Source organism: Pseudomonas sp. R84 (assembly GCF_009834515.1).
Classification (GTDB): Bacteria; Pseudomonadota; Gammaproteobacteria; order Pseudomonadales; family Pseudomonadaceae; genus Aquipseudomonas.
Genome location: NZ_CP019426.1, coordinates 5,907,501 through 5,933,428 on the forward strand (window position 1 = coordinate 5,907,501; position 25,928 = coordinate 5,933,428).

The window sequence follows — 25,928 nt, forward strand, 5'->3', positions numbered from 1 at the left end:
ACATAACGCCCGGCGCTTCCTGAATACCGACATAGTTGCCCAACGACTTGGACATCTTCTTCACGCCATCCAGACCTTCAAGCAGCGGCATGGTCAGAATGCACTGAGCCTCTTGACCATAACCACGCTGCAGCTCACGCCCCATCAGCAAGTTGAACTTCTGATCGGTACCGCCCAATTCAACGTCTGCACGCAAAGCCACCGAGTCGTAACCCTGAACCAGCGGATAGAGGAACTCGTGAATAGCGATCGGCTGATTGGTGGTGTAACGCTTGTCGAAGTCATCACGCTCAAGCATGCGCGCGACGGTGTATTGCGAAGTCAGGCGAATGAAGTCCGCCGGCCCCATCTGATCCATCCAGGTGGAATTGAACGCGACTTCGGTTTTCGCCGGATCGAGAATCTTGAACACCTGAGTCTTGTAGGTCTCGGCGTTTTCCAGAACCTGCTCGCGAGTCAGCGGCGGACGCGTGGCGCTCTTGCCGCTCGGATCACCGATCATCCCGGTGAAATCACCTATAAGGAAGATCACTTGATGCCCCAGTTCCTGGAACTGACGCAGCTTATTAATAAGCACCGTGTGACCCAAGTGCAGATCCGGAGCGGTTGGATCAAAACCAGCCTTGATACGCAGCGGCTGGCCGCGCTTGAGCTTCTCGATCAGCTCGGACTCGACCAATAGTTCTTCCGCACCACGTTTAATCAGCGCTAGCTGCTCTTCAACCGACTTCATAACAGACCCGCAAGGCTCAGATTCAAAGGGAACCAACCATACAAGATCGCGCACCAATTACAAGTTTTGCCCGGCGCACGGACACCAATCCACAGACACGCTGTCTGTAGACTTGCTTCAGAGATGATTTGGTTATATTTTATACAGTTATTTCATCTTCATCATGTCATTCATCTTTTCCAATTCATCATTTTTCAAAGTCAAAATTACCTATGACCACAGAACCGTCTAAAGCGCCGCCGCTTTACCCGAAGACCCACCTGCTCGCCGCAAGTGGAATCGCCGCCCTTCTTAGCCTGGCTCTCCTGGTATTCCCTTCCAGTGATGTTGAAGCCAAAAAGACGACCCTGAGCCTTGAACTGGAAAGTCCTGCTGAACAACTGACACAAGATCAAGACGCTGCTGACGCGACTCAAGCCACAAACGAGCCAGTAGCTTCGCCATTTGCTCAAATCGAAAACAGCGACGAAAACTCCCCACAAACCGCAGAAGCAGCACCAGCACCAGCACCAGCCGCTGAAAAACCAAAAGCACCTGGTCATCGTGAAGTCATCGTTGCCAAGGGCGATACACTGTCGACTTTGTTCGAAAAGGTCGGCCTGCCTGCCGCTTCCGTTCATGAAGTTCTGGCCAGCGACAAACAGGCCAAACAGTTCAGCCAGTTAAAGCACGGCCAGAAACTCGAATTCGAATTGGATCCTGAAGGCCAACTGACCAGCCTGCACAGCAAGGTCAGCGATGTCGAAACCATTACCCTGACCAAGAATGACAAGGGTTATGCCTTCAACCGGGTTACCGCAAAACCCACCGTTCGCACCGCTTACGTACACGGTGTGATCAACAGCTCGCTTTCACAATCCGCGGCCCGTGCCGGCCTTTCGCACAGCCTGACCATGGATATGGCCAGCGTCTTTGGCTACGACGTCGACTTTGCTCAGGACATCCGCCAGGGCGACGAATTCGATGTGATCTACGAGCAGAAAGTGGTCAACGGCAAGTCCGTGGGCAATGGCCCGATCCTGTCAGCACGCTTCACCAACCGCGGCAAAACCTACACCGCCGTGCGATACACCAACAAGCAAGGCAACAGCAGCTACTACACGGCTGATGGCAATAGCATGCGCAAGGCGTTCATCCGTACACCGGTGGACTTCGCCCGCATCAGCTCCAAGTTCTCCATGGGCCGCAAGCACCCTATCCTCAACAAGATCCGCGCCCACAAAGGCGTCGATTACGCTGCGCCACGCGGTACGCCGATCAAGGCTGCCGGCGATGGCAAAGTACTGCTGGCCGGGCGCCGCGGTGGCTACGGCAACACGGTGATCATCCAGCACGGCAACACTTACCGCACGCTGTACGGCCACATGCAAGGCTTCGCCAAAGGCGTGAAGACTGGCGGCTCCGTGAAGCAGGGTCAAGTTATCGGCTACATCGGCACCACTGGCCTCTCGACCGGCCCGCACTTGCACTATGAGTTCCAGGTCAACGGTGTTCACGTCGATCCGCTGGGACAGAAGCTGCCAATGGCTGATCCGATTGCCAAAGCAGAACGTGCTCGCTTCCTCGCACAGAGCCAACCGCTGATGGCGCGCATGGATCAAGAAAAGGCCACCATGCTGGCCTCGAGCAAGCGCTAAGTCATGGCCCTGTATATCGGCGTAATGTCCGGAACCAGCCTCGACGGTCTGGACATTGCCCTGATCGAACAGACCTCGGCGATCAAACTGATCGCCACGCACTACATTCCCATGCCTGAAACCCTGCGCACCGAGCTGCTTGGCTTGTGCGCCAGCGGTCCTGACGAAATCGCCCGCTCGGCGATTGCCCAGCAGAACTGGGTGAAGGTCGCTGCGCAGGGCATTCATACCCTCCTCGGTGAGCAGCAACTCAAACCCCAAGAGATTCGTGCGATCGGCAGCCACGGCCAGACTATCCGCCATGAACCGGCGCGCGGTTTCACCGTGCAGATCGGCAATCCTGCCCTGCTGACCGAACTCACAGGTATTACCGTAGTCAGCGACTTCCGCAGCCGCGATGTCGCAGCCGGAGGCCAAGGTGCTCCGCTGGTTCCCGCATTCCATGAAGCTTTGTTCGAAGAGCGTACCGGCAACCAGGCTGTCTTGAATGTCGGCGGTTTCAGCAATCTCAGTCTGATTGAGCCGACCAAGCCTGTAGCCGGTTTCGACTGTGGCCCTGGGAATGTGCTGATGGACGCCTGGATTCAGCAGCAGCGCGGCGAAAACTATGATCGCAATGGCGACTGGGCAAAATCGGGCTCTGTTGAGCCGACCCTGTTGAAAGCACTGCTCAGCGATCCATTCTTCATCACCAAAGGCCCGAAAAGTACCGGCCGTGAAGTGTTCAACCTGCCTTGGCTGGAGCAACATCTCTCGCACCTGCCAGCCTTTGCTGCCGAGAACGTGCAAGCCACACTGCTTGAACTGACCGCACTGACCATTATTGATTCGCTGCAAAGCGCTCAGCCCGACACTGAAGAGCTGCTGGTCTGCGGCGGCGGCGCGCACAACGCCACACTGATGGAGCGTCTGGCAGACCTGCTGCCAAACGCAACGGTCGCCAGCACCGCGACACATGGCGTTGATCCGGACTGGGTTGAAGCCATGGCCTTCGCCTGGCTGGCCCATTGCTGTCTTGAAGGTATCGCCGCCAACCGCCCAAGCGTCACCGGCGCACGCGGCCTTCGGGTACTCGGCGCCATCTACCCGGCCTGATTACATCGCACACAGCAAAACGCCGCAGAACCGTAAGGCTCTGCGGCGTTTTGTTATCTGAAGCGCGGCGCGATCAGATCGAGAACGAAGACCCGCAACCACACGTCGTGGTGGCGTTCGGGTTCTTGATCACGAAGCGCGAGCCTTCCAGACCTTCCTGGTAATCCACTTCAGCACCGGCCAGGTACTGGAAGCTCATCGGATCCACTACCAGACTCACGCCTTCGCGCTCGACGATAGTGTCGTCCTCGGCCACATCTTCATCGAAGGTGAAACCGTACTGAAACCCTGAACAACCGCCGCCCGTAACGAATACGCGCAGCTTCAAGCGATCATTCCCCTCTTCATCGACCAGGCTCTTCACCTTGTGCGCGGCACCGTGGGTGAATTGCAAAGCCGTGGGGGTGAAGGATTCGACGCTCATGCTGACTATCTCCCGGCGTTACGCCGCCATAATGCGTGATGACGCGCATTATCCGCTTGTCCGAGAAAATCGGTCAACTATTGTTACGGTATATCAATAAACCCGATCAACTGTTCAGAATGCAAAAAGGCCCGTTTGACGGGCCTTTTTGCTGTGCGGCTTAAAGTGTTACGGCAGCATACCGGCGTGGGACAATCCGAAGCGCTCGTCCAGACCGAACAGGATGTTCATGTTCTGCACCGCTTGGCCCGACGCGCCTTTGACCAGATTGTCGATCACCGACAACACCACCACCAGATCGCCATCCTGAGGACGGTGAACGGCAATGCGGCAAACGTTGGCGCCGCGCACGCTACGGGTTTCCGGGTGGCTACCAGCAGGCATCACGTCGACGAACGGTTCATTGGCATAACGCTTTTCAAACAGCGCATGCAGATCCACCGAACGATCAACCACGGTCGCGTAGAGCGTGGAGTGAATACCACGGATCATCGGGGTCAGGTGCGGAACGAAGGTCAGACCGACATCCTTACCCGCTGCACGACGCAGACCCTGGCGAATTTCCGGCAGGTGACGGTGACCTTTTACCGCGTACGCCTTCATGCTTTCCGACGTTTCGGAGTACAAGGAGCCTACAGCCGCACCACGACCGGCACCGCTGACGCCGGACTTGCAGTCGGCGATCAGACGCGAAGTATCAGCCAGACCCGCCTCCAGCAATGGCAGGAAACCCAGCTGCGTTGCGGTCGGATAGCAACCTGGCACCGCGATCAGACGGGCGTTCTTGATCTGCTCGCGATTGACTTCCGGCAGACCGTAAACCGCTTCGTCCAGCAACTCAGGCGCGCCGTGCGGCTGACCGTACCACTTGGCCCACTCTTCAGCGTCTTGCAGACGGAAATCGGCCGACAGGTCGATGACCTTGGTGCCCGCTGCCAGCAATTCGCCCGCCAGCGCGTGCGCAACACCGTGCGGTGTGGCGAAGAACACTACGTCACAAGCGCCGAGGGTCTTGATGTCCGGCACGCTGAAGGCGAGGCCATCGTAGTGGCCGCGCAGGTTCGGGTACATGTCAGCCACGGCCAGACCGGCCTCGGATCGGGAAGTGATGACAACCACTTCTGCCTGCGGATGCTGCGCCAACAGACGCAGCAGTTCGACACCGGTGTAACCCGTGCCGCCGACGATACCGACCTTGACCATAACCTGCCCTCAAAGAACCCACTGGAAAGCCGTCGATAATAGGGGCCGCGCGCGCCTGCGACAACCGTCAAGGTGACGTGCGGATGCTCAAGCCTCTACTATCCGGCTTACCGTGAACCTGGAATAACTAAAAATGCTCTATCTATGGATCAAAGCTTTTCACATTGTCAGCATCGTTTGCTGGTTTGCCGGGCTGTTCTACTTGCCGCGTCTGTTCGTGTATCACGCGCAAAGCGAAGACACGCTCAGCAAAGAACGCTTCAGCCTCATGGAGCGCAAGCTGTATCGCGGCATCATGGGCCCGGCGATGATCGCCACGCTGATCTTTGGCGGCTGGCTGATCTATCTCAATCCGAGCATCTTCAGCATGGGTGGCTGGATTCACGCCAAACTGACCCTCGTCGTCTTGCTGATCGGCTACCACCACATGTGCGGCGCGCAGGTAAAACGTTTTGCCCGTGGCGAAAACACCCGCAGCCATGTCTTTTATCGCTGGTTCAATGAAGTGCCGGTTCTGATATTGCTGGCTATCGTAATTCTGGTCGTGGTCAAGCCGTTCTAACTTCAACAACTACCGATCTTTGGGGTTTCCATAATGTCGCTGCCCGCTTTGCTCGAACAACGTCTGCGCCTGCCTGTAGTAGCGGCACCGATGTTTCTGATTTCCAACCCTGAGCTGGTGTTCGCCTGCTGCCGCAATGGCGTGGTCGGCAGTTTTCCAGCCTTGAACCAGCGCGAAAGCAGCGGATTCAAAGCCTGGCTGGAACAGATCGAAGCGGGCTTGGCGACACTGGACAACCCGGCGCCGTATGCGGTGAACCTGATCGTGCATAACAGCAACCCGCGCCTGCAGGCCGACCTGAACATCTGCGTCGAACACAAAGTGCCGATCGTCATCACCAGTCTCGGCGCGGTGAAGGAACTGGTCGACGCGGTGCACAGCTATGGCGGCCTGGTGTTCCATGACGTCACCACTCGCCGACATGCCGAGAAAGCGGCCGAGGCGGGTGTCGACGGTTTGATCGCCGTGGCGGCCGGCGCCGGGGGACATGCCGGGACCTGGAGTCCGTTTGCATTGATCGCCGAGATCCGCCAGTTCTTCGATAAAACCCTGCTGCTTGCAGGATGTCTTAACCACGGTCATGAGATTCTTGCCGCACAGCTGCTCGGCGCGGATTTGGCCTACTTCGGTACGCGATTTATCGGTACCACAGAAAGTCACGCGCCCGACGCCTACAAGGAGATGCTGCTGACAGCCAAGGCATCCGACATCATCCATACTCCAGCGGTGTCGGGCGTGCCGGCGAGTTTTATGCGTCAGAGCCTGGAGGCGGCCGGTTTCGATATGGCTGCTCTGCAAGGCAAAGGCGAAGTGAATTTCGGTGACAAGTTGAAGCCGATCAGCGATGAGGCCAAAGCCTGGAAAACCGTGTGGTCGGCCGGTCAAGGCGTAGGGCAGATCGATGACCTGCCGAGTGTGGATCAATTGATCGCACGGCTGGACGCCGAGTATCGCCAGGCACAGGAACGCGCAGCCCAGCTACCGCAACGCTGGCCGCGCTAAGAAAAATCGGGTCAGCCCCGCTGGGCTGGCCTTACACTGCTGACCTTTCAATTTATTCGCGACAAGGATGCCTCGGCCATGAGCGAACCCCGTTACAAGATCGTGTTCGACGGTGCTCTACAGCCCGGTGTCGATATCACCACTGCCAAACTCAATTTGGCGGATCTGTTCAAAAGCGATGTGACCGCGATCGAACGCCTGTTCAGTGGCCGCAGCATCGCGCTCAAGCGTGATTTGTCCCACAGCGATGCGCAAACCTATCTGCAAGCGCTGAGCAAAACCGGGATCGACGCACGCATTGAAGCTGAAACGGCAATCGAGCTGAACCTGGCGGATGTCCATGAGCACACCGCCGCTGTGGCCGAACCGGACTCGCCGTATGCACCGCCTCGCGCAAGCGTTGGCGAAAGCCAGGCGGAGTTCGCCACGCCTAAGCCGTTCAGCGTCGAAGGCCGAATCGGACGCCTGCGCTTTCTGGCGTGGACAATGGTCCTGAGTCTGGTGACCTTACCCATTGTTGGCGTGTTCGCCCTGCTGGCTCTGGGGCTGGTCGCGGGGGACTCCACCACTGGCCTGATCATTGGCGGGATCTTCGCGTTCTTACTGTTTATCGCTTTCCTGATTGTCAGCATCCTGTTCAGCATTCAGCGTCTGCACGACATCGGTTGGTCGGGCTGGCTCTGGCTACTGAATCTGGTGCCATTCGTGGGCAGTTTCTTTCCGCTGGTGATCATGGTCGTGCCGGGCAACACCGGCGCCAACCGTTACGGCCCTCCCCCGCCGCCCAACAGCACCGCCGTGAAAGTGCTGTGTTCCCTGTGGATCGTGTTCTTCGTGCTGGTGTTCGCCGGCGGCATGCTTGGCGGGATCTCGGCCATCCAGCAGGAGTACGAAAGCAACCTGGAGAGCAGCTACGAAAGTGGCTCGGTGACCACTGATGAAGTCGAAGTAGAGGTCGAAACGCCTGCGGATTCCGCCGACGAGGCAGCCGAAGCGGCGCAGGCCCCTGTAGACTCTGCGAAAGAATGAACAGCGCTCCCCGCCGTGACACCCGCGTCGCCGGCGCGGAGCTGTTGCGATGGAGAATTGCATGACCCGTTACGCACTGATCACCGGCGCCTCCAGCGGCATCGGCCTGGCGATGGCCGAAGCACTGGCCCGGCGTGGCCGCAGCCTGATTCTGGTGGCAAGACAGCGTGATCAGCTGGAAAGCATTGCGATCGAATTGACCCAGCGTTTTGGCGTCGAGGTACTGTTCCGCGCCTGCGATCTGGGCGAGCCATTGCGTCTGTCCGGCTTCCTGCTGGAGCTCGAAGAAGGTGATCGGCAGATCGACTTGCTGGTCAATTGCGCCGGTATCGGCACCTGCGGCCCGTTCCTTGCGCAAGACTGGATGACCGAGCAGGATCTGATCGAAGTAAACATTCTCGCCCTCACCCGCCTTTGCCACGCCATCGGCAATAGCATGGCGTTGCAGGGTGGCGGGCAGATTCTCAATGTCGCCTCGGTGGCCGCGTTCAATCCCGGCCCATGGATGAGTACTTACTACGCCAGCAAGGCCTATGTGCTGCACTTCTCCGAAGCCTTGCGAGTTGAGCTAAAACAGAGTGCTGTGAAGGTTTCGGTGCTCTGTCCAGGCCCGACGCGCACGGCATTTTTCCGTACGGCACAACTCGACAGCGACAAACTCAAAGACAGCAAATTGCTGATGAGCCCTGAGGAAGTCGCGCTGTACACCGTGCGCGCCCTCGACAAGAACCGGGCGATCATCATTCCGGGACGACGCAATCGATGCTTCGCCTTCCTGCCGAGATTGGGTTCGCGCTGGCTCAACCGCACCATTGTCGGCATGGTCAACAAGGCTTACTGCCCGCGCTGAAATGCCCTACAGGTAAAACACTGGGCGGGATAAGCCGCTCTGCGTACACTCAGACCAGCCCAAACAACGGAGAAAACAGCAGTGGATACTCTGTTCACCAAGATCATCAACCGGGAAATCCCGGCCAAGATCATTTACGAGGACGACCAGGTTCTGGCGTTCCACGACATCGCCCCTCAGGCACCGGTGCATTTCCTGGTGATCCCGAAAAAACCAGTGCGCACCCTCAATGACCTGACCGAAGACGACAAGGCACTGGCCGGGCATATCCTCTTCACTGCACAGCGCCTGGCGCTGGAGCTGGGCTGCGAAGACGGTTTCCGCGTGGTGATGAACTGCAAGGAGAAGGGTGGGCAAACTGTCTACCACATTCATATGCACGTACTCGGGCAGCGCCAGATGAACTGGCCACCGGGCTGATCCACACCCCATCTCCCTGTGGGAGCGAGCCTGCTCACGAAGACTTCGGCACATTCAATGTATTAGTGCCTGATACTCCGCCTTCGCGAGCAGGCTCGCTCCCACAAAAAAGCATGACCGCGCAGCAAATGACCCAGCGCAAACCTTCCCCGGCCGATTCGGTTAAACTGGCCGTCGAGATTCTTCCCGGAGGTCAGCATGACTACCCAACGTCACTACTCGCCAATTGACCGTCTTCTGCTGCAAGCCGATGCCGCGATGCGTACCCTGCTGCCGTTCAGTGGCCAGCCGTACCGTCCATCGCCGGCGATTTTGCAACCGGATACGCAAATGAGCGACGAAGACACCCGCCACGTCGCCGGCCTGATGCGCATCAACCATACCGGTGAAGTCTGCGCCCAGGCGCTGTATCAGGGGCAGGCGTTGACTGCCAAGCTCCCGCAGGTACGCGAGGCCATGGAGCACGCTGCCGAAGAAGAGATTGATCATCTGGTCTGGTGCGAACAGCGTATTCATCAGTTGGGCAGCCACACCAGTGTGCTCAACCCGCTGTTTTACGGGATGTCGTTCGGGATTGGCGCGGTGGCTGGGTTGATCAGCGACAAGGTCAGCCTCGGGTTTGTTGCGGCGACCGAGCATCAGGTGTGCAAGCATCTGAACGAGCATCTGGAACAATTACCGGCCGAGGACGAAAAGTCCCGGGCGATTCTGGAGCAGATGCGCATTGATGAAGAACATCATGCCGAAAGTGCTTTGGAGGCTGGAGGTTTCCGTTTTCCGGCGCCGGTGAAGTTCGGGATGAGTATTCTGGCCAAGGTGATGACCAAAAGTACTTATCGGATCTGAGAACGGTATTGCTGCAAAGGGCCCCTCGCGAGCAGGCTCGCTCCCACAGGGAGGAATTGGCAGAAATGAAAAAGGCGACCGAAAGGTCGCCTTTTTTTGTGCCCGGGAATCTTAGGTCGGCATGTTGCGCGCGTAGAAGATTTCGAGCATTTCGTGTTTCACCCGATCGGTCACCTGAGCGCGTTGCTCGGGGGACAGGTTGCTGGTGGCGTCGCCAAACAGGTAGTTATCCAGTTCGAAGTTCTTCAGCAGCATTTTGGTGTGGAACAGGTTTTCCTGGTACACGTTCACGTCGGTCATCTGGTACGCGTCGCGAGTGTCTTCGGAAAGGTAGTTCTGGATCGAGTTGATCTCGTGGTCGATGAAGTGCTTGTTGCCTTCAACGTCACGGGTGAAGCCGCGCACACGATAGTCCACAGTCACGATGTCCGAATCGAACTGGTGAATGAGGAAATTGAGCGCTTTCAGCGGTGAGATGACACCACAAGTCGACACGTCGATGTCCACACGGAACGTTGCAATACCGTCGTCCGGATGGATTTCCGGGTAGGTGTGCACCGTGATGTGGCTCTTGTCGAGGTGGGCCAGGATAATTTCGGGCAATGGGCCCGGCGACTCTTCAATCTGGCTTTCAGTCGGGGTTACCGGCTCTTCAGAAATCAGAATCGTGACGCTGGCGCCCTGAGGTTCATAGTCCTGACTGGCAATGTTCAGGATGTTGGCACCAATGATCTCAACAACCTCTGTGAGAATCTGCGTCAGGCGTTTCGCGTTGTACTCTTGATTGATGTACTCAACGTAAGCCTGCTGGTCTTGCGGGGTTTCCGCGTAGCAGATGTCATAGATGTTGAAGCTCAAGGTCTTTGTCAGGTTATTGAACCCGTGGAGCTTGAGTTTGCTTTTCACCGTTAAAAACTCTCTATGTATGCGGCCCGGCCGCGTGATCAAGCATGCCCGTCAAGTGCGAACAACGCACCTGCGTAGGACGGTTAACACCTCTTCGCGATGGCGATTTTGGTTATCTGTTCAGGCGGCTGACCATCGATTGACCGATCACTGCCCTGAAAAAAGTGGCGCATTATGCAGACGTCAGCGGGGGATCGCCAGAGTCTGCACTGCTTTTATGATAGTTGAATGTCGCTTCAACCGAGTTCGACGATTTCGTAATCGTGAGTGATCGCCACGCCAGCCGCGCCAAGCATGATCGAGGCCGAGCAATACTTCTCTGCAGACAACTCGATCGCACGTTTGACCTGGGCTTCTTTCAAGCCACGGCCCTTGACCACAAAGTGCATATGAATCTTGGTGAACACCTTCGGATCTTCGGTCGCGCGCTCGGCTTCGAGGAACGCTTCGCAGCTTTCAACAGCCTGGCGGGACTTCTTCAGGATGCTGACCACGTCGAAATTGCTGCAACCGCCCACACCGAGCAGGAGCATTTCCATCGGGCGAACACCCAGATTACGACCACCGGCGTCCGGTGGACCGTCCATGACCACGACATGACCGCTGCCGGATTCGCCGAGGAACATGGCTTCGCCAGCCCATTGGATGCGTGCCTTCATCGCCCAGACTCCACTGTAAAAAAAGGGTCGCCAGCTTAGCACAGGGCTTTGCCCGGACAGCGAGCAACGTTCCTAGGACCAGATGCCTCTGCGCTGTAGGTAATTTCTCGAATTTGCGACGAAGTGTCTGTTAAGCTGGCGCCAATTCGCTGGCGCCCATGTCAGCTGTGTAGCGACCGCCTTCAGCGCCTCATAAAAAAACCAAACATCACCGTGCAGTCTTTTCGGGATACAACCATGGTTGCTATTACCCCCACACCCAAAATCAAGAATCTCGACAAGCTGTTGATGCATTGCCAGCGCCGTCGCCATGCGGCCAAGAGCAACATCATCTGTGCGGGCGATCGCTCGGACACGCTGTATTTCATCATCAAGGGTTCGGTAACGATCCTGATCGAGGATGACGACGGCCGCGAGATGATCATCGCTTACCTCAACGCCGGGGATTTCTTTGGCGAACTGGGCCTGTTCGAACAAGCGGGTCAAGAACAGGAACGCAGCGCCTGGGTGCGGGCCAAGGTTGAATGCGAAACAGCAGAAATCAGCTACGCCAAGTTCCGCGAATTGTCGCAGCAAGATCCAGACATTCTTTACGTGCTCAGCGGACAAATCGCACAACGCCTGCGTAACACCACGCGCAAGGTCGGCGATCTGGCGTTCTTCGATGTGACCGGTCGTGTTGCCCGCTGCCTGCTGGAACTGTGCAAGCAGCCAGACGCGATGACGCATCCGGACGGCATGCAGATCAAGGTAACCCGTCAGGAAATCGGCCGGATTGTCGGTTGTTCGCGGGAGATGGTCGGTCGCGTGCTCAAGGATCTTGAGGAGCGCAACCTGGTCGATGTGAAAGGCAAGACCATGGTGGTCTTCGGTACCCGTTAAAGCCGAAACTCAGGCGCTGTACATCTGCGCCAGCATCAGACGAAACAGCTCATCGAGACGCGCCAAGGCCTGTGGCGCGTTGAATTTCTCATGCAGGGCAATATGGCTTTCAGCCCGTACCCGCTGCTCCAGGCCGCACGCTTCGTTGAAGCGATTGACCGCAGCGACCATCGATTCGCGCTCGTTATCCATCAGCATCGCCCCGTGCACCAGACCGACCGGACGCTGTCCGCCCTGACTCTGGCGCCAGCGCTGCGCGGTGCCAACCATTTTGCGGCCGTCGAGGTTGACGTTGAAACGTCCGTCGCAGAACGCGCCGTCGATTTCGCCCAACGATGATGTGCCGCCCAACTCGTTGAGCAACTGGCAGATCGGATCGCACAGACGGCGGTAGCCGGTTTCGATACGGTTCAGATCGCCTTCGCTGCGCGGTGGTGCGTAGACCAGAGCGATATTGATAGTGGCGGCAGATTGCGGCACGGGTTCGCCGCCGGTTTCGCGCAGCAGGACGGGCCAGCCGGCGGCGGCGGAGACTTCACAGGCGTGGTCGAAACCGGGGAGGCGATTGAGGCGACGAGGCATGACCAAAGCGCGATCGCTGGGTTGCCAGAACAGCAGGCCGAATTCGGAGTCGCCGGCGCAGACCGAGGCCAGCAAGTCTTGCTCGGCCTGGAGGCCGGCTTCGATGGTCAGGGGGGTTGGCAGCGACATGGAGGGCTCCGGCAGATCTGGAATCTTTGGGGATTTCTAGTACCTCATCGCGAGCAGGCTCACTCCTACAATTGGAACGCGTTCCCCTGTAGGAGTGAGCCTGCTCGCGATGGCGTCGACTCGGTCTGAAGCGAATCAGTCGAGAGTCGAACCACTGATCGAAGTGCCACGCTCCGGGAAGAACAGTCGCTGCAGTTCAGTGCCCGGATTCTCGGCGCGCATGAACGCTTCACCGACCAGGAACGAGTACACGTCGCTGATTTCCATCAACTCGACATCGGCACGGTTGAGGATGCCGCTCTCGGTAATCACCAGACGATCGCGCGGAATACGCGGCAGCAGGTCGAGGGTGGTTTCCAGACTGACATCAAAGGTATGCAGGTTACGGTTGTTGACCCCCACCAGCGGCGTGTCGAGGGTTTTCAATGCGCGCTCCAGCTCATCGCCGTCGTGTACTTCGACCAACACATCGAGACCGACGCCTTTGGCGACAGCGGCCAGCTCGGCCATTTTCACGTCATCCAGTGCGGAGACGATCAACAGCACGCAGTCGGCGCCCAGCGCACGGGCTTCGACGATCTGGTACGGATCGATCATGAAATCCTTGCGGATCACCGGCAGCTTGCACGCGGCGCGCGCCTGTTGCAGGTAGGCGTCGGCGCCCTGGAAGTAATCGATATCGGTCAGCACGGACAGACAGGTCGCCCCGCCCTTCTCGTAGCTTTTGGCGATGTCGGCGGGAACGAAGTTCTCGCGGATCACGCCTTTGCTCGGCGAGGCCTTTTTGATTTCGGCGATCACAGCAGGCTGCTTCTTCTTGGCTTGCGCCAGCAATGCCTGGGCAAAACCACGGGGTGCATCGGCCGCCTTGGCCAGACTTTCCAGCTCGCTCAGGCTGACGCGAGCACTACGCTCGGCGACTTCCTGAACCTTGCGGGCCAGAATGTTTTCCAGAACCGTCGGTACACTCATCCCTCATTCTCCACTCTGAATACCGCGGTAAAGGCACCCAGCTCCTCGAGTTTTTCCCGAGCAAGACCGGTGTGCAAAGCGTCGTGCGCAAGCTCCACGCCCTGTTTCAAACTACTCGCCACGTCGGCGGCGTACAGCGCGGCACCGGCGTTGAGGACAATCATTTCGGCGGCTTTCTGGCCGTTCTCGGTTTTGCGCTTGCCGAGGGCATCGCGGATCAGTGCCAGCGACGCCTCCGGGCCTTCGACCGACAGACCGTGCAGGCTCTGGCTCCTCATGCCGAGATCTTCTGGCTCGACCCAATACTCGGTGATCTCGTTGTTCTTCAGTTCCGCCACAAAGGTCGGCGCGGCGAGGCTGAACTCGTCCAGACCGTCCTTCGAATGCACCACCAACACGTGCTTGCTGCCCAGACGCTGCAACACTTCGGCCAATGGACGGCACAGCGCCTTGTTGAATACGCCCACTACCTGATGCTTCACACCGGCCGGATTCGTAAGCGGGCCGAGCATGTTGAACAGCGTACGCAGGCCGAGATCGCGGCGCGGGCCGGCGGCGTACTTCATGGCTTTGTGGTGGGTCTGGGCGAACATGAAACCGATGCCGACGTTGTCGATGCAACGCGCAACCTGAACCGGTGTCAGGTTCAGATAAATGCCGGCGGCTTCGAGCAAATCGGCGCTGCCGCTTTTGCCCGAGACCGCACGGTTGCCGTGTTTGGCCACGGTGCAACCGGCTGCCGCGACGACGAACGAAGAAGCCGTGGATACGTTGAAGATGTTCGCGCCGTCACCGCCAGTGCCGACCACATCGACCACGCCGTCGAGGGTTTTCAGTTCGACCTGATCGGCCAGTTCACGCATTACCGACACGGCGCCGACGATCTCGTCGATGCTCTCACTCTTCATGCGCATGGCCATCATGAACGCGCCGACCTGCGCCTCGGTGCATTGGCCGGTCATGATTTCGCGCATCACATCGCGCATTTCTTCGGTGCTGAGATCGAGGTGCTCGACGATACGGCTCAGGGCTGTCTTGATATTCATGGGAAGTCCTTAGCGCGTGCCGCCGGTTTGTTTGAGGAAGTTGGCAAACAGTTCATGGCCCTGTTCGGTCAGGATCGACTCGGGGTGAAACTGTACGCCCTCAATGTTCAGGGTCTTGTGACGCAGGCCCATGATTTCGTCGACCGAGCCATCATCGTGTTGGGTCCACGCGGTCAGTTCGAGGCAATCGGGCAACGTATCGTGCTTGACGATCAGCGAGTGGTAGCGGGTAACCGTCAACGGAAGATTCAGCCCCTGGAAGACGCCCTTGTCCTCGTGGAATACCGGACTAGTCTTACCGTGCATCACCTGCCGCGCACGCACTACGTCGCCGCCAAAAGCCTGACCGATGGACTGGTGGCCGAGGCAGACACCCAAAATCGGCAGTTTGCCGGCGAAGTGCTTGATGGCTTCGATGGAGATGCCGGCTTCGGTCGGCGTGCACGGGCCTGGCGATACCACGATGCGCTCAGGTTTCAGTGCTTCGATCTCGGCGACGGTCAATTCGTCGTTGCGCACGACTTTGACGTCGGCACCCAGCTCGCCGAGGTATTGCACAACGTTGTAAGTAAAGGAGTCGTAGTTGTCGATCATCAGCAACATGGCGTGTCGAACCTCTTGAATTCTGATTTGAAAACAGCCTTCAGATCACTTGCCCGCAGGGCGCTGCACGATGTCGGACGCAGGAAGACGCGTCGGCACAGCGGCATTTCAAACGGGCAAGGAAGGCAAAGCGATACAGATCCGGCGGGGCCGGCAGAAAAGATTCAGGCGCGCCAACGCCAGCGGGCGTGTGCCTTGATGACTTGATCCAGAAGTTTGCTGGTGATCAACACGGGGAAGGTCTCGTTCATACGTTCCGGCACAGTAACTTAGCTGGGCGGAGCGTGCAATATGGCCGGGGCTGCGGGTGATAAAACCGGGGGAGGATTCGCGACCGATGGCAAAACGCCGGGAGTTTTTGGTACTGTCGTTTCGTTCACCTACAACAATAAATAAACGGACTTGCTCATGATCAAACAGACGTTGTTTGTACCGCTGGCTGGCTGCCTGCTCGCACTGGCCTGCGCCCAGGCCAATGCAGCGCCCAATCCTTATTCCAGTTTCATTGTGTTTGGCGACAGCCTCAATGATGCCGGGACCTTCACCGACACTGGCGGACCGGCCGGCTCCACCGAGCGTTACACTAACCGCACCGGGCCGGTGTATCAGGACGGCAGCGGTGAGCTGTATTCATTGAATTCCACGCAGTTGCTCGGCGGACGCCTTGGCTTTTCGCCAGACCAGACAGCCTCTTCCAACTCCGCCGTGCGCGCCGAAAACGGCCAGCCGGACGGCAACAACTGGGCGGTGGGGGGGTATCGCACCGACCAGATCCTCGACTCGATCACCACGCAATCCGCTACCGGCGAACGCACCCGCGCCGGTTACCTGCCCTCCAACGGCTTCCGCGCCGACCCGAATGCGCTGTATTACATTTCCGGCGGCGGCAACGACTTCCTGCAAGGTCGCATTCTCAGCCTACCGCAAGCCAACGCCGCTGCGGATCGACTGGCCGACAGCGTGCAAACCCTGCAAACCGCCGGCGCCAAGTACGTAATGGTCTGGCTGTTGCCTGACGTTGGCCTGACCCCGGCCATCAACGGTACGCCGCTGCAAGCCTTCAGCAGCCAACTCGCCACGCAGTTCAACAGCCAGTTGGTTACACGCCTGCAAGGCATCAACGCCGAGGTCATTCCGCTGAACATTCCGGTACTGTTGTCGGAAGTGTTTGCCGATCCAGGACGTTTTGGCCTCGCAACCGATCAGAACCTCACGGCGACCTGTTTCAGTGGCAATAGCTGCACCGAGAATGCACGTTACGGCATCAACAGCGCGACACCCGACCCGAGCAAGCTGATCTACAACGACGGCGTGCACCCGACCGAAGCCGGGCAAAAACTGATCTCCGACTACGCCTATTCCCTGCTCGCCGCGCCGTGGGAACTGACGCTGTTGCCGGAAATGGCCCACGCCACCGTGCGTGCGCATCAGGATGAACTGCGCAACCAATGGCAAGCGGACTGGGAAAACTGGCAAGCGGTCGGCCAATGGCGCGCGATTGTTTCCGCCGGTGGCCAGCATCTGGATGTCGACAGCCAAAGCAGCGGCGTCAGTGCCGATGGCAGCGGTTACAACCTCAACATCGGTGGCAGCTATCGCTTGAATGAAGCCTGGCGCGTCGGTGTGGCGGGCGGTTTCTATCGGCAGAATCTGGAGGCCGGTCATAACGATTCGGACTACAAACTCAACAGCTACATGGCTACGGCATTTGCCCAGTACCAGCAAAACCGCTGGTGGGCTGACGCTGCTTTGACTGGCGGCAAACTCGACTATGACAACCTCAAGCGCAAGTTCGATCTGGGCGTCAGCGAAGGGGCTGAAAAAGGCGACACCGATGGCAGCCTCTGGGCTTTCAGTGCCCGTGTCGGTTATGACATTGCCCAACCGGGCAGCGAGTGGCACCTTTCGCCCTTCGTCAGCGCTGACTACGCCAGCGTCGATGTTGATGGCTACTCCGAAAAGAGCAACCGCGCCACGGCGCTGACCTTCGATGATCAAACCCGCGACTCGAAACGCCTGGGGCTGGGCTTGCAGGGCAAGTACAACATCACCCCGCAAACTCAGGTATTTGGCGAATACGCTCACGAGCGTGAGTACGAAGATGATGTGCAAAAGGTCCGCATCGCGCTCAATACCTTGCCGGCCAACGACTTCAAACTTGAAGGCTATACGCCGCAGAGTCATTTGAATCGCTTGAGTCTGGGCGTGAGTCACAAGCTCACGGCGGATCTGGCGCTACGTGGTGGTTACTCGTTGCGCAAGGATGATGATTTTACCCAACAGGGTGTGAATGTTGGGGTCGTTCTGGACTTCTAAACCGCAGGCACAAAAAAGCGGCGCCCTCACAGGCGCCGCTTTTTTATGGCTGAACATATGACCCCCTGTGGGAGCGAGCCTGCTCGCTCCCACAGGTTTTTTGCGCAAGCTGCTCAGGCTTCCGGGGTTTGTTCGGCCAGGGCCACGGCACGGAACATCGCGCGGCGTTTGTTCAGGGTTTCTTCCCATTCCAGCGCCGGCACCGAGTCGGCAACGATGCCGCCGCCGGCCTGCACGTGCAACTCGCCGTTCTTGATCACTGCCGTGCGAATGGCAATCGCGGTGTCCATGTTGCCGTTCCAGGCGAAATAACCGACCGCGCCGCCGTAAACACCACGCTTGACCGGCTCCAGTTCGTCGATGATTTCCATCGCACGAATCTTCGGCGCGCCCGACAAGGTGCCCGCCGGCAGAATCGCCCGCAGTGCATCCATCGCCGTCAGCCCTTGTTTCAACTGGCCGGTGACGTTGGAGACGATGTGCATCACGTTGGAATAACGCTCGATGACCATTTTCTCGGTGAGCTTCACCGAGCCGATTTCCGACACGCGACCGGTGTCGTTACGACCGAGGTCGATCAGCATCAAGTGCTCGGCGATCTCTTTGTCATCCGACAGCAGATCTTCTTCCAGCGCTACGTCCGCTTCTTCGGTCGCGCCACGTGGGCGAGTACCAGCGATCGGGCGCACGGTGATCAGGTTGTCTTCAACGCGCACCAGCACTTCCGGCGAACTGCCAACAACATGGAAGTCGCCGAAGTTGAAGAAGTACATGTACGGCGTCGGGTTGAAGCAACGCAGCGCCCGATACAGATCGATCGGTGCAGCCTTGAAGTCAATCGACATGCGCTGCGACGGCACAACCTGCATGCAGTCACCGGCGAGGATGTATTCCTTGATAGTGTCGACGGCTTTTTCGTAATCGTTTTGGGTGAAACTGGAACGGAACACTGGATCAGCGGATTGCTGCTTGCTGAAATCCAGGCCACGACGCGGGGTGATCGGCTGGCGCAGTTGCTCCAGCAGTTCCTGCAAACGTGCCTGACCTTGTTCGAAGGCATCGGCCTCGGAAGGATCGGCGAGCACGATCGCGTGCATCTTGCCGGCGAGGTTATCGAACACCACAACAGCGTCGGAGACCATCAGCAGAATATCCGGCACGCCCAGCGGATCCGGGTTCGGGCATTTGCCCAAGCGCTTCTCGACATAGCGCACGCAGTCGTAACCGAAGTAACCGACCAGGCCACCGTTGAAGCGCGGCAGACCGGCGATGGTTGGCACGTTGTAGCGCGCCTTGAAGGTTTCGACGAAGGCCAGCGGATCTTCAACGTCGTGGCTTTCGGTCTCGACGCCATCAACGGTGATGCTGACGTGATGGTCGTGAACGCGCATGACCGTGCGGCACGGCAGGCCGATGATCGAGTAACGGCCCCACTTCTCGCCGCCCTGCACCGATTCGAGCAGGTAGGAGTTGGGCTGGTCGGCCAGTTTCAGGTAGATCGACAGCGGCGTGTCGAAGTCGGCCAGGGTTTCGCAGGCCAACGGAATGCGGTTGTAGCCGTCAGCGGCCAAGCGCAGGAATTCTTCGCGGATCATAAGGTGCCTCGTGGTGTGAGGGGCAAATCAGTCAGGTATGCAAACGCGCCGGCAGGCCGGCCAGGAACAAGTCAGGCGCGCCAACGCCAGCGGGCCAGGGCCTTGATGACTTTCATCCAGAGTTTGCGAGTGACCACCACGATGGCGTTTCCAGAATGGGATTGAGATGCGTCGGGCAACGTTATCCCAGCGGCCGTACCGAGGCAACCGGGAATTAGCTTGCGCAGATCGTCGATGACCAGCGCCGGGGATTCCTCGGCAATCGGCCGGCCGTGGTTGTAGCCATAACTCAGCGCCACGCACTTCACCCCAGCTGCTTTCGCCGCCAGTACGTCGCTGCGCGAGTCGCCGACGAACAACGATTGCGAGGCCGGGATGTTGGCCATTTTCATCACGAAGAACAGCGCCGCCGGATCCGGTTTTTTCTGCGGCAAGGTATCGCCGCCGATGATCCACTTGAAGTAGCGGCCGATCTTCATCTGATCCAGCAACGGCGCGACGAAACGCTCCGGCTTGTTGGTGATCAGCGCCATGGCCACGCCCTGCTTTTGCAGCCATTTGAGAGTGTCGCGCACGCCGGGATAGACCACGGTCAGCTCATGGCTGGCACCATAAGCCTCCATGAACACTTCCAGCGCATGCTCGGCCTCGATGTCATCCACCACTGCATGATCAATGCCACCGGCCAACGCCCGACGCACCAAGACAGGCGCGCCGTTGCCCACCCACTCGCGCACCGAGTCGATGCCCGCAGGCTGGCGGCCGAGGGAGAGCAGCATGGTGTCCACCGCCGCTGCCAGGTCTGGAACCGAGTCGATCAGCGTGCCATCCAGATCGAACATCACCAGCCGTGGCAGTTTGCCCGGAAACAGCTGCTCAAAACCGCTCATGGCCGCGCCAGTGCCAGTTCGGAACGCATCTTGTCGATGACTTCCTGATAGTTCGGCGCATTGAAGATCGCCGAGCCGGCAACAAAAGTGTCAGCACCAGCGGCAGCGATTTCGCGGATATTGTTGACGTTGACGCCGCCGTCGATTTCCAGACGGATGTCACGGCCCGAAGCATCGATGATCGCCCGCGCTTCGCGCAGTTTGTCGAGGGTGCCGGGAATGAATTTCTGCCCGCCGAAGCCTGGATTGACGCTCATCAGCAAGACCATGTCGACCTTGTCGATCACGTACTTGAGTACGTCCAGCGGAGTCGCCGGGTTGAACACCAGACCGGATTTGCAGCCGCCTTCACGGATCAGTTGCAGCGAGCGATCAACGTGCAGAGTGGCTTCCGGGTGGAAGGTGATGTAGGTCGCGCCGGCTTCGATGAAGTCGCCGACGATGCGGTCCACCGGACTGACCATCAAGTGTGCGTCGATTGGCGCGGTGACGCCGTATTTGCGCAATGCCGCGCAGACCATCGGACCGATGGTCAGGTTCGGCACATAGTGGTTGTCCATGACGTCGAAGTGGACAAAGTCGGCGCCAGCGGCGAGAACGTTGTCGACTTCCTCGCCGAGGCGGGCGAAGTCGGCGGAGAGAATCGACGGAGCAATTACGAAGGGCTGCATGACGCACCTTTTCTGAGCTAAATCACGATGGCGCGCATTGTATACCTCAAGTTTCCAAGCGCGCACCGTGACCGCGATGATTGGGTTGTGCCATGACGGATGAGCGGCGCTGACTCAATACGCCGCGCGGTAGATCTTCTCGATGTCGACAGCGCTGAGTTTGCGCGGGTTGTTGCGCATCAGCCGCTCAATGCCCGCGGCTTCCACGGCCATCGCCGGGATCGCCTCTTCCGGGACACCGAAACTGCGCAGGCCGGCCGGGATTTCCACGGCCGCGCATAAATCGGTCATCGCCTGCACGGCTTTGTCCGCCGCTTCGGCTGCGCTCAGATGAGCGGTCTTCACCCCCATGGCTTCGGCAATATCCTGCATGCGTTCGACGCAGGCCATCTTGTTCCAGGTCATGACATACGGCAGCAGCAAGGCATTGCTGACGCCATGGGCAATATTGAAACGCCCGCCCAGCGGATACGCCAACGCATGCACCGCGCCGACCCCGGCATTACCGAATGCCATGCCGGCCATCAGGCTGGCGGTGGCCATGTCTTCGCGGGCTTGCAGGTTGCCGCCGTTGGCATAAGCCTTGGGCAGGGACCTGGCAATCAGCTTGATGGCACCGATGGCCAGCGAGTCGGTGATCGGCGAGGCATTCACCGACAGGTAGGATTCGATGGCGTGCACCAGTGCGTCGACGCCACTGGCGGCGGTGACGCTGCGTGGGCAGGTCAGGGTCATCTGCGGGCTGACCAACGCCACGTCCGGTAATAGATAGTCGCTGACGATGCCTTTCTTTAGCTGCGCGACTTTGTCCGAAAGGATTGCGACGTTAGTGACTTCTGAACCGGTGCCGGCGGTGGTCGGGATGGCGATCAGCGGCGGGCCCTTGCGCGGCACTTGATCGACGCCGAACAGATCTTCCAGCGCGCCGTGGTAGCCCGCGTAGGCGGCAACACTCTTGGCGATGTCGATGGCACTGCCGCCACCGAGGCCGATCAAGCCGTCATGCCCGCCCTCGCGGTAAACGCGCATGCAGTCTTCGACGATGGCGATTTCCGGGTCGGGCAGCACGCGGTCGAAAATCTCGTAGTCGCGTCCGCCCAATTGGCACAGCGCCAGCTCGACAGTGCCGGATTTGACCAGCGCGGCGTCGGTGACGATCAGGGGGTTGTCGATGTCGAGGCGTGTGAGTTCGGCGGCCAGTTGTTCGATGGCGGCGGCGCCGGTGATCAGTTTGTGAGCGATTTTGAACTGGGACAGACTCATAGTGCGCAGCCTCTTATAGATGTGGGAGCTGGGCACAAGATTAGCTGGGGATTTGGGGTTGTCTGCTATTCAGGTGGTGAATGCCCCATCGAGGGCAAGAGCAAGAGCCCCTCTCCCGGAGGGAGAGGGGACTGACCGCGCTGTACTTTCGAAGTACACCGACCTGAAATACCGAGTCGAACTAAGGTTTTGATAACCATGAAGATCTGCTCCCTTCCCCCTCGCCCCTTTGGGGGAGAGGGCTGGGGTGAGGGGGTAAGCTTTTGATCTGGCCCTTAAACCTGAGCAGTCCGCAGTTTTTCGCTGCGACCACGTAGCCATTCCAGCGTCAGCAACAGGATGACGGAGAAGGCAATCAGCAAAGTAGCGGCAGCGGCAATCGTCGGGCTGAGGTTCTCACGAATCCCGCTAAACATTTGCCGAGGCAACGTCGCCTGCTCGGGCCCTGCCAGAAACAACGTCACCACCACCTCATCAAACGAAGTCGCAAACGCAAACAGCGCCCCGGAAATCACCCCCGGCGCAATCAGCGGCAAGGTCACCCGGCGGAACGCGGTCAGCGGCGATGCCCCCAGACTCGCCGCCGCACGCACCAGATTGTGATTAAACCCCTGCAACGTCGCCGACACCGTGATGATCACAAACGGCACACCCAGCACCGCATGCACGACGATCAGCGAGAAGAAACTGTTGCCCAGCCCCAACGGGGCGAAGAACAGATAACTCGCCACACCAATGATCACCACCGGCACCACCATCGGCGAAATCACCAGCGCCATCACCAAAGACTTACCGGGAAAGTCACCGCGAGTCAGGCCAATCGCCGCCAGCGTGCCAAAGACCATCGCCAGTACCGTCGCCGCCGGGGCGACGATGATGCTGTTCTTCAGTGCGCGCATCCATTCAGCTGAAGCGAAGAAGTCGTGATACCACTGCAGCGAAAAGCCCTGCAGCGGATACACCAGAAAGCTTCCCGAGTTGAACGACAGCGGAATGATCACCAGCACCGGCAGAATCAGGAACAACAGAATCAGGCCGCAGAGAATCCGCAGGCTGTAGAACCACGCCCGTTCAATGGGCGACATGTAAGGACTCAGCATCTCGAACTCCCCTTAGCTCAGGCGCAGGCGACTGGCGCCCACCAGCCAGCTGTAAATCAGATAAAGCACCACGGTCGCCAGCAGCAACAACCCGCCCAGTGCGGTGGCCATGCCCCAGTTGATGCTGGTGTTGGTGTAGAAGGCGACGAAGTAGCTGACCATTTGATCGTTCGGGCTGCCGAGCAGCGCCGGGGTGATGTAGTAGCCAATCGCGAGTATGAACACCAACAGGCAGCCAGCGCCGACACCGGCATAGGTCTGCGGGAAGTACACCCGCCAGAAACTGGCGAACGGGTGGCAGCCGAGGGAAATTGCGGCGCGCATGTAGGTCGGCGAGATGCCTTTCATCACGCTGTAGATCGGCAGAATCATGAACGGCAGCAGGATGTGCACCATCGAGATGTACACACCGGTGCGGTTGAACACCAGTTCCAGCGGTTTATCGATAATGCCCATGGCCATCAGACCGCTGTTGATCAGGCCGCCCGATTGCAGCAGCACGATCCACGCGGCGACGCGCACCAGGATCGAGGTCCAGAACGGCAGCAGCACCAGAATCATCAGCAGGTTGCTTTGCCGCGATGGCAGGTTTGCCAACAAATAAGCCAGTGGATAAGCCAGCAGCAGGCAGATCACGGTGATGACCAGGCCCATCCAGAAGGTGCGGGCGAAGATGTCGAGGTAGATCGCCTGGTCCGGGGTGGCCGGGGCGATTTCGCCAAGATCGTCGATGCGGTGGTCGACGGACGCCAGCAGGTAATAAGGCGTGATGCTGCTGGTGTTGCGTTTCACCGCCTGCCAGTAGGCCGGGTCGCCCCAGCGTTCGTCGAGTGCTTCGAGGGCTTCTTTATAAGAGGCCGGTTCGCTGGCGAACGGCAGCGCCCGGGCGGTTTTGGTCAACAGGCTGCGATAGCCGGCCAACTCCATGTTCAAGCGCTTGGACAGATCGCCCAGCGTCTGGTTTTTGCGCGCTTCGGCGAGGTCTTCGCCGGCAGCTTTGTAGACCGGTTCAGCGGGCAGGCCACGGCCGTCCCAACTGGCGATGGCCGCCACGGTGCGCGGCATGCCGCCGACCACTTCGGGGTTGCCGACGCTTTTGTAGAGCAGCGCCACGATCGGCACCAGAAACACCAGCAACAGAAACAGCACCAGCGGCGCAATCAGCGCTTGAGCCTTCCAGCGGTTGACCCGCTCGGCGCGCTTGAGCTTCTGCTTCAAGGTGGGGCTGTTGCCCTCGGTCAGAGGAACGGCGATGGCCATGACGTACTCCGCAAATCTTTGATCGTTACAGAGGTGGCGAACCACCGCTGTTGTGTTGAAACACAGCTACCTGTGGGAGCGAGCCTGCTCGCGAAGAAGCCAGCACATTCAACATCCATGCTGGCTGATCTATCGCTTTCGCGAGCAGGCTCGCTCCCACAGGGGTGGGCAAGCCCACCCTCACCAGGTTCTGCTTATTTCGCCGCCCAGGAGTTGAAGCGCTGCTCCAGTTGCTCGCCGTTGTCAGCCCAGAAGCTGACGTCGATCTGCACCTGGTTGGCGATGTTTTCCGGGGTGGTCGGCATGTCTTTCAGGACATCCTTGGCCAGCAGCGGTACGGCCTGGGTGTTGGCCGGGCCGTAGGCGATGTTTTCCGAGTAGGTCTTCTGCTGTTGCGGCTGCACCGAGTAAGCGATGAATTTTTTCGCCGCTTCCGCACGCTTGGCGTCCAGACCTTTCGGGATGGCCCAGGCGTCGAAGTCGTAGATACCGCCGTTCCACACCACTTTCAGGTTGGATTCTTTCTGCACGGCAGCGATGCGACCGTTGTAGGCCGAGCTCATCACCACGTCACCGGAAGCGAGGTATTGCGGCGGTTGCGCGCCGGCTTCCCACCACTGGATGCTCGGCTTCAGCTCATCAAGTTTCTTGAAAGCGCGATCCTGGCCACCCTTGCTCGCCAGCTCTTTGTAGACGTCTTTCGGCGCCACACCATCGGCCATCAGAGCGAATTCGAGGGTGTACTTGGCACCTTTACGCAGGCCACGTTTGCCCGGGAATTTCTTGGTGTCCCAGAAATCCGCCCAACTGGTCGGTGCGGTTTTCAGCTTGTCGGCGTTGTAAGCGAGTACGGTCGACCAAACGAAGAAGCCCACGCCGCACGGCTGAATTGCGCCTTTGACGTAATCTTCAGTCTTGCCGAACAGTGCCGGGTCGAGCTGTTCGAACATGTCTTCGTCGCAACCACGGGACAGCTCTGGCGATTCAACTTCGACCAGATCCCACGACACGCTCTTGGTGTCGACCATGGCTTTGACCTTGGCCATTTCGCCGTTGTATTCGCCGGCGACGATCTTGCCGTTGCCCGCCGCTTCCCACGGTGCATAGAAGGCTTTGACTTGCGCCGCCTTGTTCGCCCCGCCAAACGACACCACGGTCAAATCCGGGCCAGCGGCCATTGCGCTTGCCGCACCCATCAGGCCCAGGGTCAGGGCGGTGAACTTCAGGGATCTCAACATTTATTGTTCTCTCCA

26 protein-coding genes (1 of these 26 only partly in view) are annotated in these 25,928 nt (G+C 58.9%); 10 read left to right on the plus strand and 16 right to left on the minus strand.

The annotated features are described in order from the left end of the window. Positions 1-733: the 5' portion of a tyrosine--tRNA ligase gene (gene tyrS / locus PspR84_RS26210; protein ID WP_129395737.1), read on the minus strand. The gene continues 467 nt to the left of window position 1, outside the view; only the first 733 of its 1,200 coding nucleotides appear in the window; its start codon is at positions 731-733; its stop codon lies beyond the left edge, outside the window. 212 nt (positions 734-945) lie between these two features. On the opposite strand from tyrS, the gene PspR84_RS26220 reads away from it, so the two are divergent. Beyond that, positions 946-2,370, plus strand: coding sequence for a peptidoglycan DD-metalloendopeptidase family protein (locus PspR84_RS26220; protein ID WP_160059624.1), 1,425 nt, complete (start codon positions 946-948; stop codon positions 2,368-2,370). Between the two features lie 3 nt (positions 2,371-2,373). Then, a complete protein-coding gene (locus PspR84_RS26225) occupies positions 2,374-3,465 on the plus strand; it encodes an anhydro-N-acetylmuramic acid kinase (RefSeq protein WP_160059625.1) in 1,092 nt (363 codons plus the stop codon). A gap of 73 nt (positions 3,466-3,538) precedes the next feature. Here PspR84_RS26225 and erpA read toward each other — a convergent pair whose 3' ends face one another. Further along, positions 3,539-3,889 (minus strand): iron-sulfur cluster insertion protein ErpA, encoded by a 351-nt coding sequence (erpA, locus tag PspR84_RS26230; RefSeq protein ID WP_008077999.1) that lies wholly within the window; start codon positions 3,887-3,889, stop codon positions 3,539-3,541. A gap of 168 nt (positions 3,890-4,057) precedes the next feature. After that, positions 4,058-5,092, minus strand: a complete 1,035-nt coding sequence (gene argC, locus PspR84_RS26235; RefSeq protein WP_160059626.1) for an N-acetyl-gamma-glutamyl-phosphate reductase — start codon at positions 5,090-5,092, stop codon at positions 4,058-4,060. 133 nt (positions 5,093-5,225) lie between these two features. On the opposite strand from argC, the gene hemJ reads away from it, so the two are divergent. The 6 genes from hemJ to coq7 all read left to right on the plus strand — a co-directional run bounded on the left by hemJ (position 5,226) and on the right by coq7 (position 9,801). Further along, positions 5,226-5,654, plus strand: coding sequence for a protoporphyrinogen oxidase HemJ (gene hemJ / locus PspR84_RS26240; protein ID WP_160059627.1), 429 nt, complete (start codon positions 5,226-5,228; stop codon positions 5,652-5,654). A gap of 33 nt (positions 5,655-5,687) precedes the next feature. Continuing rightward, positions 5,688-6,656, plus strand: coding sequence for a nitronate monooxygenase family protein (locus PspR84_RS26245; protein ID WP_160059628.1), 969 nt, complete (start codon positions 5,688-5,690; stop codon positions 6,654-6,656). Positions 6,657-6,734: 78 nt separating this feature from the next. Next, complete coding sequence (locus tag PspR84_RS26250; RefSeq protein ID WP_160059629.1) at positions 6,735-7,685, plus strand: DUF805 domain-containing protein; 951 nt, start codon at positions 6,735-6,737, stop codon at positions 7,683-7,685. A gap of 61 nt (positions 7,686-7,746) precedes the next feature. Next, positions 7,747-8,535: an SDR family oxidoreductase gene (locus tag PspR84_RS26255; protein WP_160059630.1), complete on the plus strand. Its 789-nt coding sequence runs from the start codon at positions 7,747-7,749 to the stop codon at positions 8,533-8,535. An 81-nt stretch (positions 8,536-8,616) separates the two neighbouring features. Further along, positions 8,617-8,955 (plus strand): histidine triad nucleotide-binding protein, encoded by a 339-nt coding sequence (locus PspR84_RS26260; protein WP_160059631.1) that lies wholly within the window; start codon positions 8,617-8,619, stop codon positions 8,953-8,955. A gap of 198 nt (positions 8,956-9,153) precedes the next feature. Beyond that, the gene (coq7, locus tag PspR84_RS26265; RefSeq protein ID WP_008077993.1) at positions 9,154-9,801 is read left to right on the plus strand and encodes a 2-polyprenyl-3-methyl-6-methoxy-1,4-benzoquinone monooxygenase; all 648 of its coding nucleotides are present in this window, start codon (positions 9,154-9,156) and stop codon (positions 9,799-9,801) included. A gap of 111 nt (positions 9,802-9,912) precedes the next feature. Here the strand turns inward: coq7 and speD are convergent, their stop codons facing one another. Together speD and PspR84_RS26275 are read right to left on the minus strand one after the other, a co-directional pair. Further along, positions 9,913-10,707, minus strand: a complete 795-nt coding sequence (gene speD / locus PspR84_RS26270; RefSeq protein ID WP_016983471.1) for an adenosylmethionine decarboxylase — start codon at positions 10,705-10,707, stop codon at positions 9,913-9,915. 236 nt (positions 10,708-10,943) lie between these two features. Then, positions 10,944-11,366, minus strand: a complete 423-nt coding sequence (locus PspR84_RS26275) for an OsmC family protein (RefSeq protein ID WP_003228794.1) — start codon at positions 11,364-11,366, stop codon at positions 10,944-10,946. A 237-nt stretch (positions 11,367-11,603) separates the two neighbouring features. Between PspR84_RS26275 and crp the strand changes: the two genes are divergently transcribed. Further along, the gene (gene crp / locus PspR84_RS26280; RefSeq protein WP_008088598.1) at positions 11,604-12,248 is read left to right on the plus strand and encodes a cAMP-activated global transcriptional regulator CRP; all 645 of its coding nucleotides are present in this window, start codon (positions 11,604-11,606) and stop codon (positions 12,246-12,248) included. 9 nt (positions 12,249-12,257) lie between these two features. On the opposite strand, the gene PspR84_RS26285 is transcribed toward crp, so the two are convergent. From PspR84_RS26285 to PspR84_RS26300, 4 genes are all read right to left on the minus strand, one after another. Then, on the minus strand, positions 12,258-12,959 hold the full coding sequence (locus tag PspR84_RS26285) for a lipoate--protein ligase family protein (protein WP_160059632.1): 702 nt from the start codon (positions 12,957-12,959) through the stop codon (positions 12,258-12,260). A 135-nt stretch (positions 12,960-13,094) separates the two neighbouring features. After that, the gene (gene trpC, locus PspR84_RS26290) at positions 13,095-13,931 is read right to left on the minus strand and encodes an indole-3-glycerol phosphate synthase TrpC (RefSeq protein ID WP_160059633.1); all 837 of its coding nucleotides are present in this window, start codon (positions 13,929-13,931) and stop codon (positions 13,095-13,097) included. Further along, positions 13,928-14,977: an anthranilate phosphoribosyltransferase gene (trpD, locus tag PspR84_RS26295; protein ID WP_160059634.1), complete on the minus strand. Its 1,050-nt coding sequence runs from the start codon at positions 14,975-14,977 to the stop codon at positions 13,928-13,930. The genes trpC and trpD overlap by 4 nt, the downstream gene beginning before the upstream one ends. A gap of 9 nt (positions 14,978-14,986) precedes the next feature. Beyond that, positions 14,987-15,580: an aminodeoxychorismate/anthranilate synthase component II gene (locus tag PspR84_RS26300; RefSeq protein WP_160059635.1), complete on the minus strand. Its 594-nt coding sequence runs from the start codon at positions 15,578-15,580 to the stop codon at positions 14,987-14,989. Positions 15,581-15,988: 408 nt separating this feature from the next. Between PspR84_RS26300 and estP the strand changes: the two genes are divergently transcribed. Then, positions 15,989-17,896, plus strand: a complete 1,908-nt coding sequence (gene estP / locus PspR84_RS26305) for an esterase EstP (RefSeq protein ID WP_160059636.1) — start codon at positions 15,989-15,991, stop codon at positions 17,894-17,896. Positions 17,897-18,009: 113 nt separating this feature from the next. Here estP and trpE read toward each other — a convergent pair whose 3' ends face one another. The 7 genes from trpE to PspR84_RS26340 form a co-directional block, all read right to left on the minus strand. Then, positions 18,010-19,491: an anthranilate synthase component I gene (trpE, locus tag PspR84_RS26310; protein WP_160059637.1), complete on the minus strand. Its 1,482-nt coding sequence runs from the start codon at positions 19,489-19,491 to the stop codon at positions 18,010-18,012. Between the two features lie 71 nt (positions 19,492-19,562). Beyond that, positions 19,563-20,381 carry a phosphoglycolate phosphatase gene (locus tag PspR84_RS26315; protein WP_160059638.1) on the minus strand — a complete coding sequence of 273 codons (819 nt, stop codon included), beginning with the start codon at positions 20,379-20,381 and terminating at the stop codon, positions 19,563-19,565. Then, entirely contained in the window at positions 20,378-21,052 is a 675-nt protein-coding gene (rpe, locus tag PspR84_RS26320) for a ribulose-phosphate 3-epimerase (RefSeq protein ID WP_007918813.1), read from the minus strand. The genes PspR84_RS26315 and rpe overlap by 4 nt, the downstream gene beginning before the upstream one ends. Positions 21,053-21,166: 114 nt before the next feature. Then, a complete protein-coding gene (locus PspR84_RS26325) occupies positions 21,167-22,315 on the minus strand; it encodes an iron-containing alcohol dehydrogenase (protein WP_160059639.1) in 1,149 nt (382 codons plus the stop codon). A 275-nt stretch (positions 22,316-22,590) separates the two neighbouring features. Continuing rightward, on the minus strand, positions 22,591-23,415 hold the full coding sequence (locus PspR84_RS26330; protein ID WP_160059640.1) for an ABC transporter permease: 825 nt from the start codon (positions 23,413-23,415) through the stop codon (positions 22,591-22,593). Positions 23,416-23,427: 12 nt separating this feature from the next. Next, positions 23,428-24,675 carry an ABC transporter permease gene (locus PspR84_RS26335; protein WP_160059641.1) on the minus strand — a complete coding sequence of 416 codons (1,248 nt, stop codon included), beginning with the start codon at positions 24,673-24,675 and terminating at the stop codon, positions 23,428-23,430. 194 nt (positions 24,676-24,869) lie between these two features. Further along, positions 24,870-25,913 carry an ABC transporter substrate-binding protein gene (locus PspR84_RS26340; RefSeq protein ID WP_008085222.1) on the minus strand — a complete coding sequence of 348 codons (1,044 nt, stop codon included), beginning with the start codon at positions 25,911-25,913 and terminating at the stop codon, positions 24,870-24,872. Positions 25,914-25,928: the final 15 nt, after the last annotated feature.

Excerpts from the sequence above, each read along its gene's own strand:
- PspR84_RS26220 (WP_160059624.1), top strand. The coding sequence starts at position 946 with ATGACCACAGAACCGTCTAAAGCGCCGCCGCTTTACCCGAAGACCCAC.
- PspR84_RS26225 (WP_160059625.1), top strand. The coding sequence starts at position 2,374 with ATGGCCCTGTATATCGGCGTAATGTCCGGAACCAGCCTCGACGGTCTG.
- erpA (WP_008077999.1), bottom strand. The coding sequence starts at position 3,889 with ATGAGCGTCGAATCCTTCACCCCCACGGCTTTGCAATTCACCCACGGT.
- argC (WP_160059626.1), bottom strand. The coding sequence starts at position 5,092 with ATGGTCAAGGTCGGTATCGTCGGCGGCACGGGTTACACCGGTGTCGAA.
- hemJ (WP_160059627.1), top strand. The coding sequence starts at position 5,226 with ATGCTCTATCTATGGATCAAAGCTTTTCACATTGTCAGCATCGTTTGC.
- PspR84_RS26245 (WP_160059628.1), top strand. The coding sequence starts at position 5,688 with ATGTCGCTGCCCGCTTTGCTCGAACAACGTCTGCGCCTGCCTGTAGTA.
- PspR84_RS26250 (WP_160059629.1), top strand. The coding sequence starts at position 6,735 with ATGAGCGAACCCCGTTACAAGATCGTGTTCGACGGTGCTCTACAGCCC.
- PspR84_RS26255 (WP_160059630.1), top strand. The coding sequence starts at position 7,747 with ATGACCCGTTACGCACTGATCACCGGCGCCTCCAGCGGCATCGGCCTG.
- coq7 (WP_008077993.1), top strand. The coding sequence starts at position 9,154 with ATGACTACCCAACGTCACTACTCGCCAATTGACCGTCTTCTGCTGCAA.
- PspR84_RS26275 (WP_003228794.1), bottom strand. The coding sequence starts at position 11,366 with ATGAAGGCACGCATCCAATGGGCTGGCGAAGCCATGTTCCTCGGCGAA.
- crp (WP_008088598.1), top strand. The coding sequence starts at position 11,604 with ATGGTTGCTATTACCCCCACACCCAAAATCAAGAATCTCGACAAGCTG.
- PspR84_RS26285 (WP_160059632.1), bottom strand. The coding sequence starts at position 12,959 with ATGTCGCTGCCAACCCCCCTGACCATCGAAGCCGGCCTCCAGGCCGAG.
- trpC (WP_160059633.1), bottom strand. The coding sequence starts at position 13,931 with ATGAGTGTACCGACGGTTCTGGAAAACATTCTGGCCCGCAAGGTTCAG.
- trpD (WP_160059634.1), bottom strand. The coding sequence starts at position 14,977 with ATGAATATCAAGACAGCCCTGAGCCGTATCGTCGAGCACCTCGATCTC.
- PspR84_RS26300 (WP_160059635.1), bottom strand. The coding sequence starts at position 15,580 with ATGTTGCTGATGATCGACAACTACGACTCCTTTACTTACAACGTTGTG.
- estP (WP_160059636.1), top strand. The coding sequence starts at position 15,989 with ATGATCAAACAGACGTTGTTTGTACCGCTGGCTGGCTGCCTGCTCGCA.
- trpE (WP_160059637.1), bottom strand. The coding sequence starts at position 19,491 with ATGATCCGCGAAGAATTCCTGCGCTTGGCCGCTGACGGCTACAACCGC.
- PspR84_RS26315 (WP_160059638.1), bottom strand. The coding sequence starts at position 20,381 with ATGAGCGGTTTTGAGCAGCTGTTTCCGGGCAAACTGCCACGGCTGGTG.
- rpe (WP_007918813.1), bottom strand. The coding sequence starts at position 21,052 with ATGCAGCCCTTCGTAATTGCTCCGTCGATTCTCTCCGCCGACTTCGCC.
- PspR84_RS26325 (WP_160059639.1), bottom strand. The coding sequence starts at position 22,315 with ATGAGTCTGTCCCAGTTCAAAATCGCTCACAAACTGATCACCGGCGCC.
- PspR84_RS26330 (WP_160059640.1), bottom strand. The coding sequence starts at position 23,415 with ATGCTGAGTCCTTACATGTCGCCCATTGAACGGGCGTGGTTCTACAGC.
- PspR84_RS26335 (WP_160059641.1), bottom strand. The coding sequence starts at position 24,675 with ATGGCCATCGCCGTTCCTCTGACCGAGGGCAACAGCCCCACCTTGAAG.
- PspR84_RS26340 (WP_008085222.1), bottom strand. The coding sequence starts at position 25,913 with ATGTTGAGATCCCTGAAGTTCACCGCCCTGACCCTGGGCCTGATGGGT.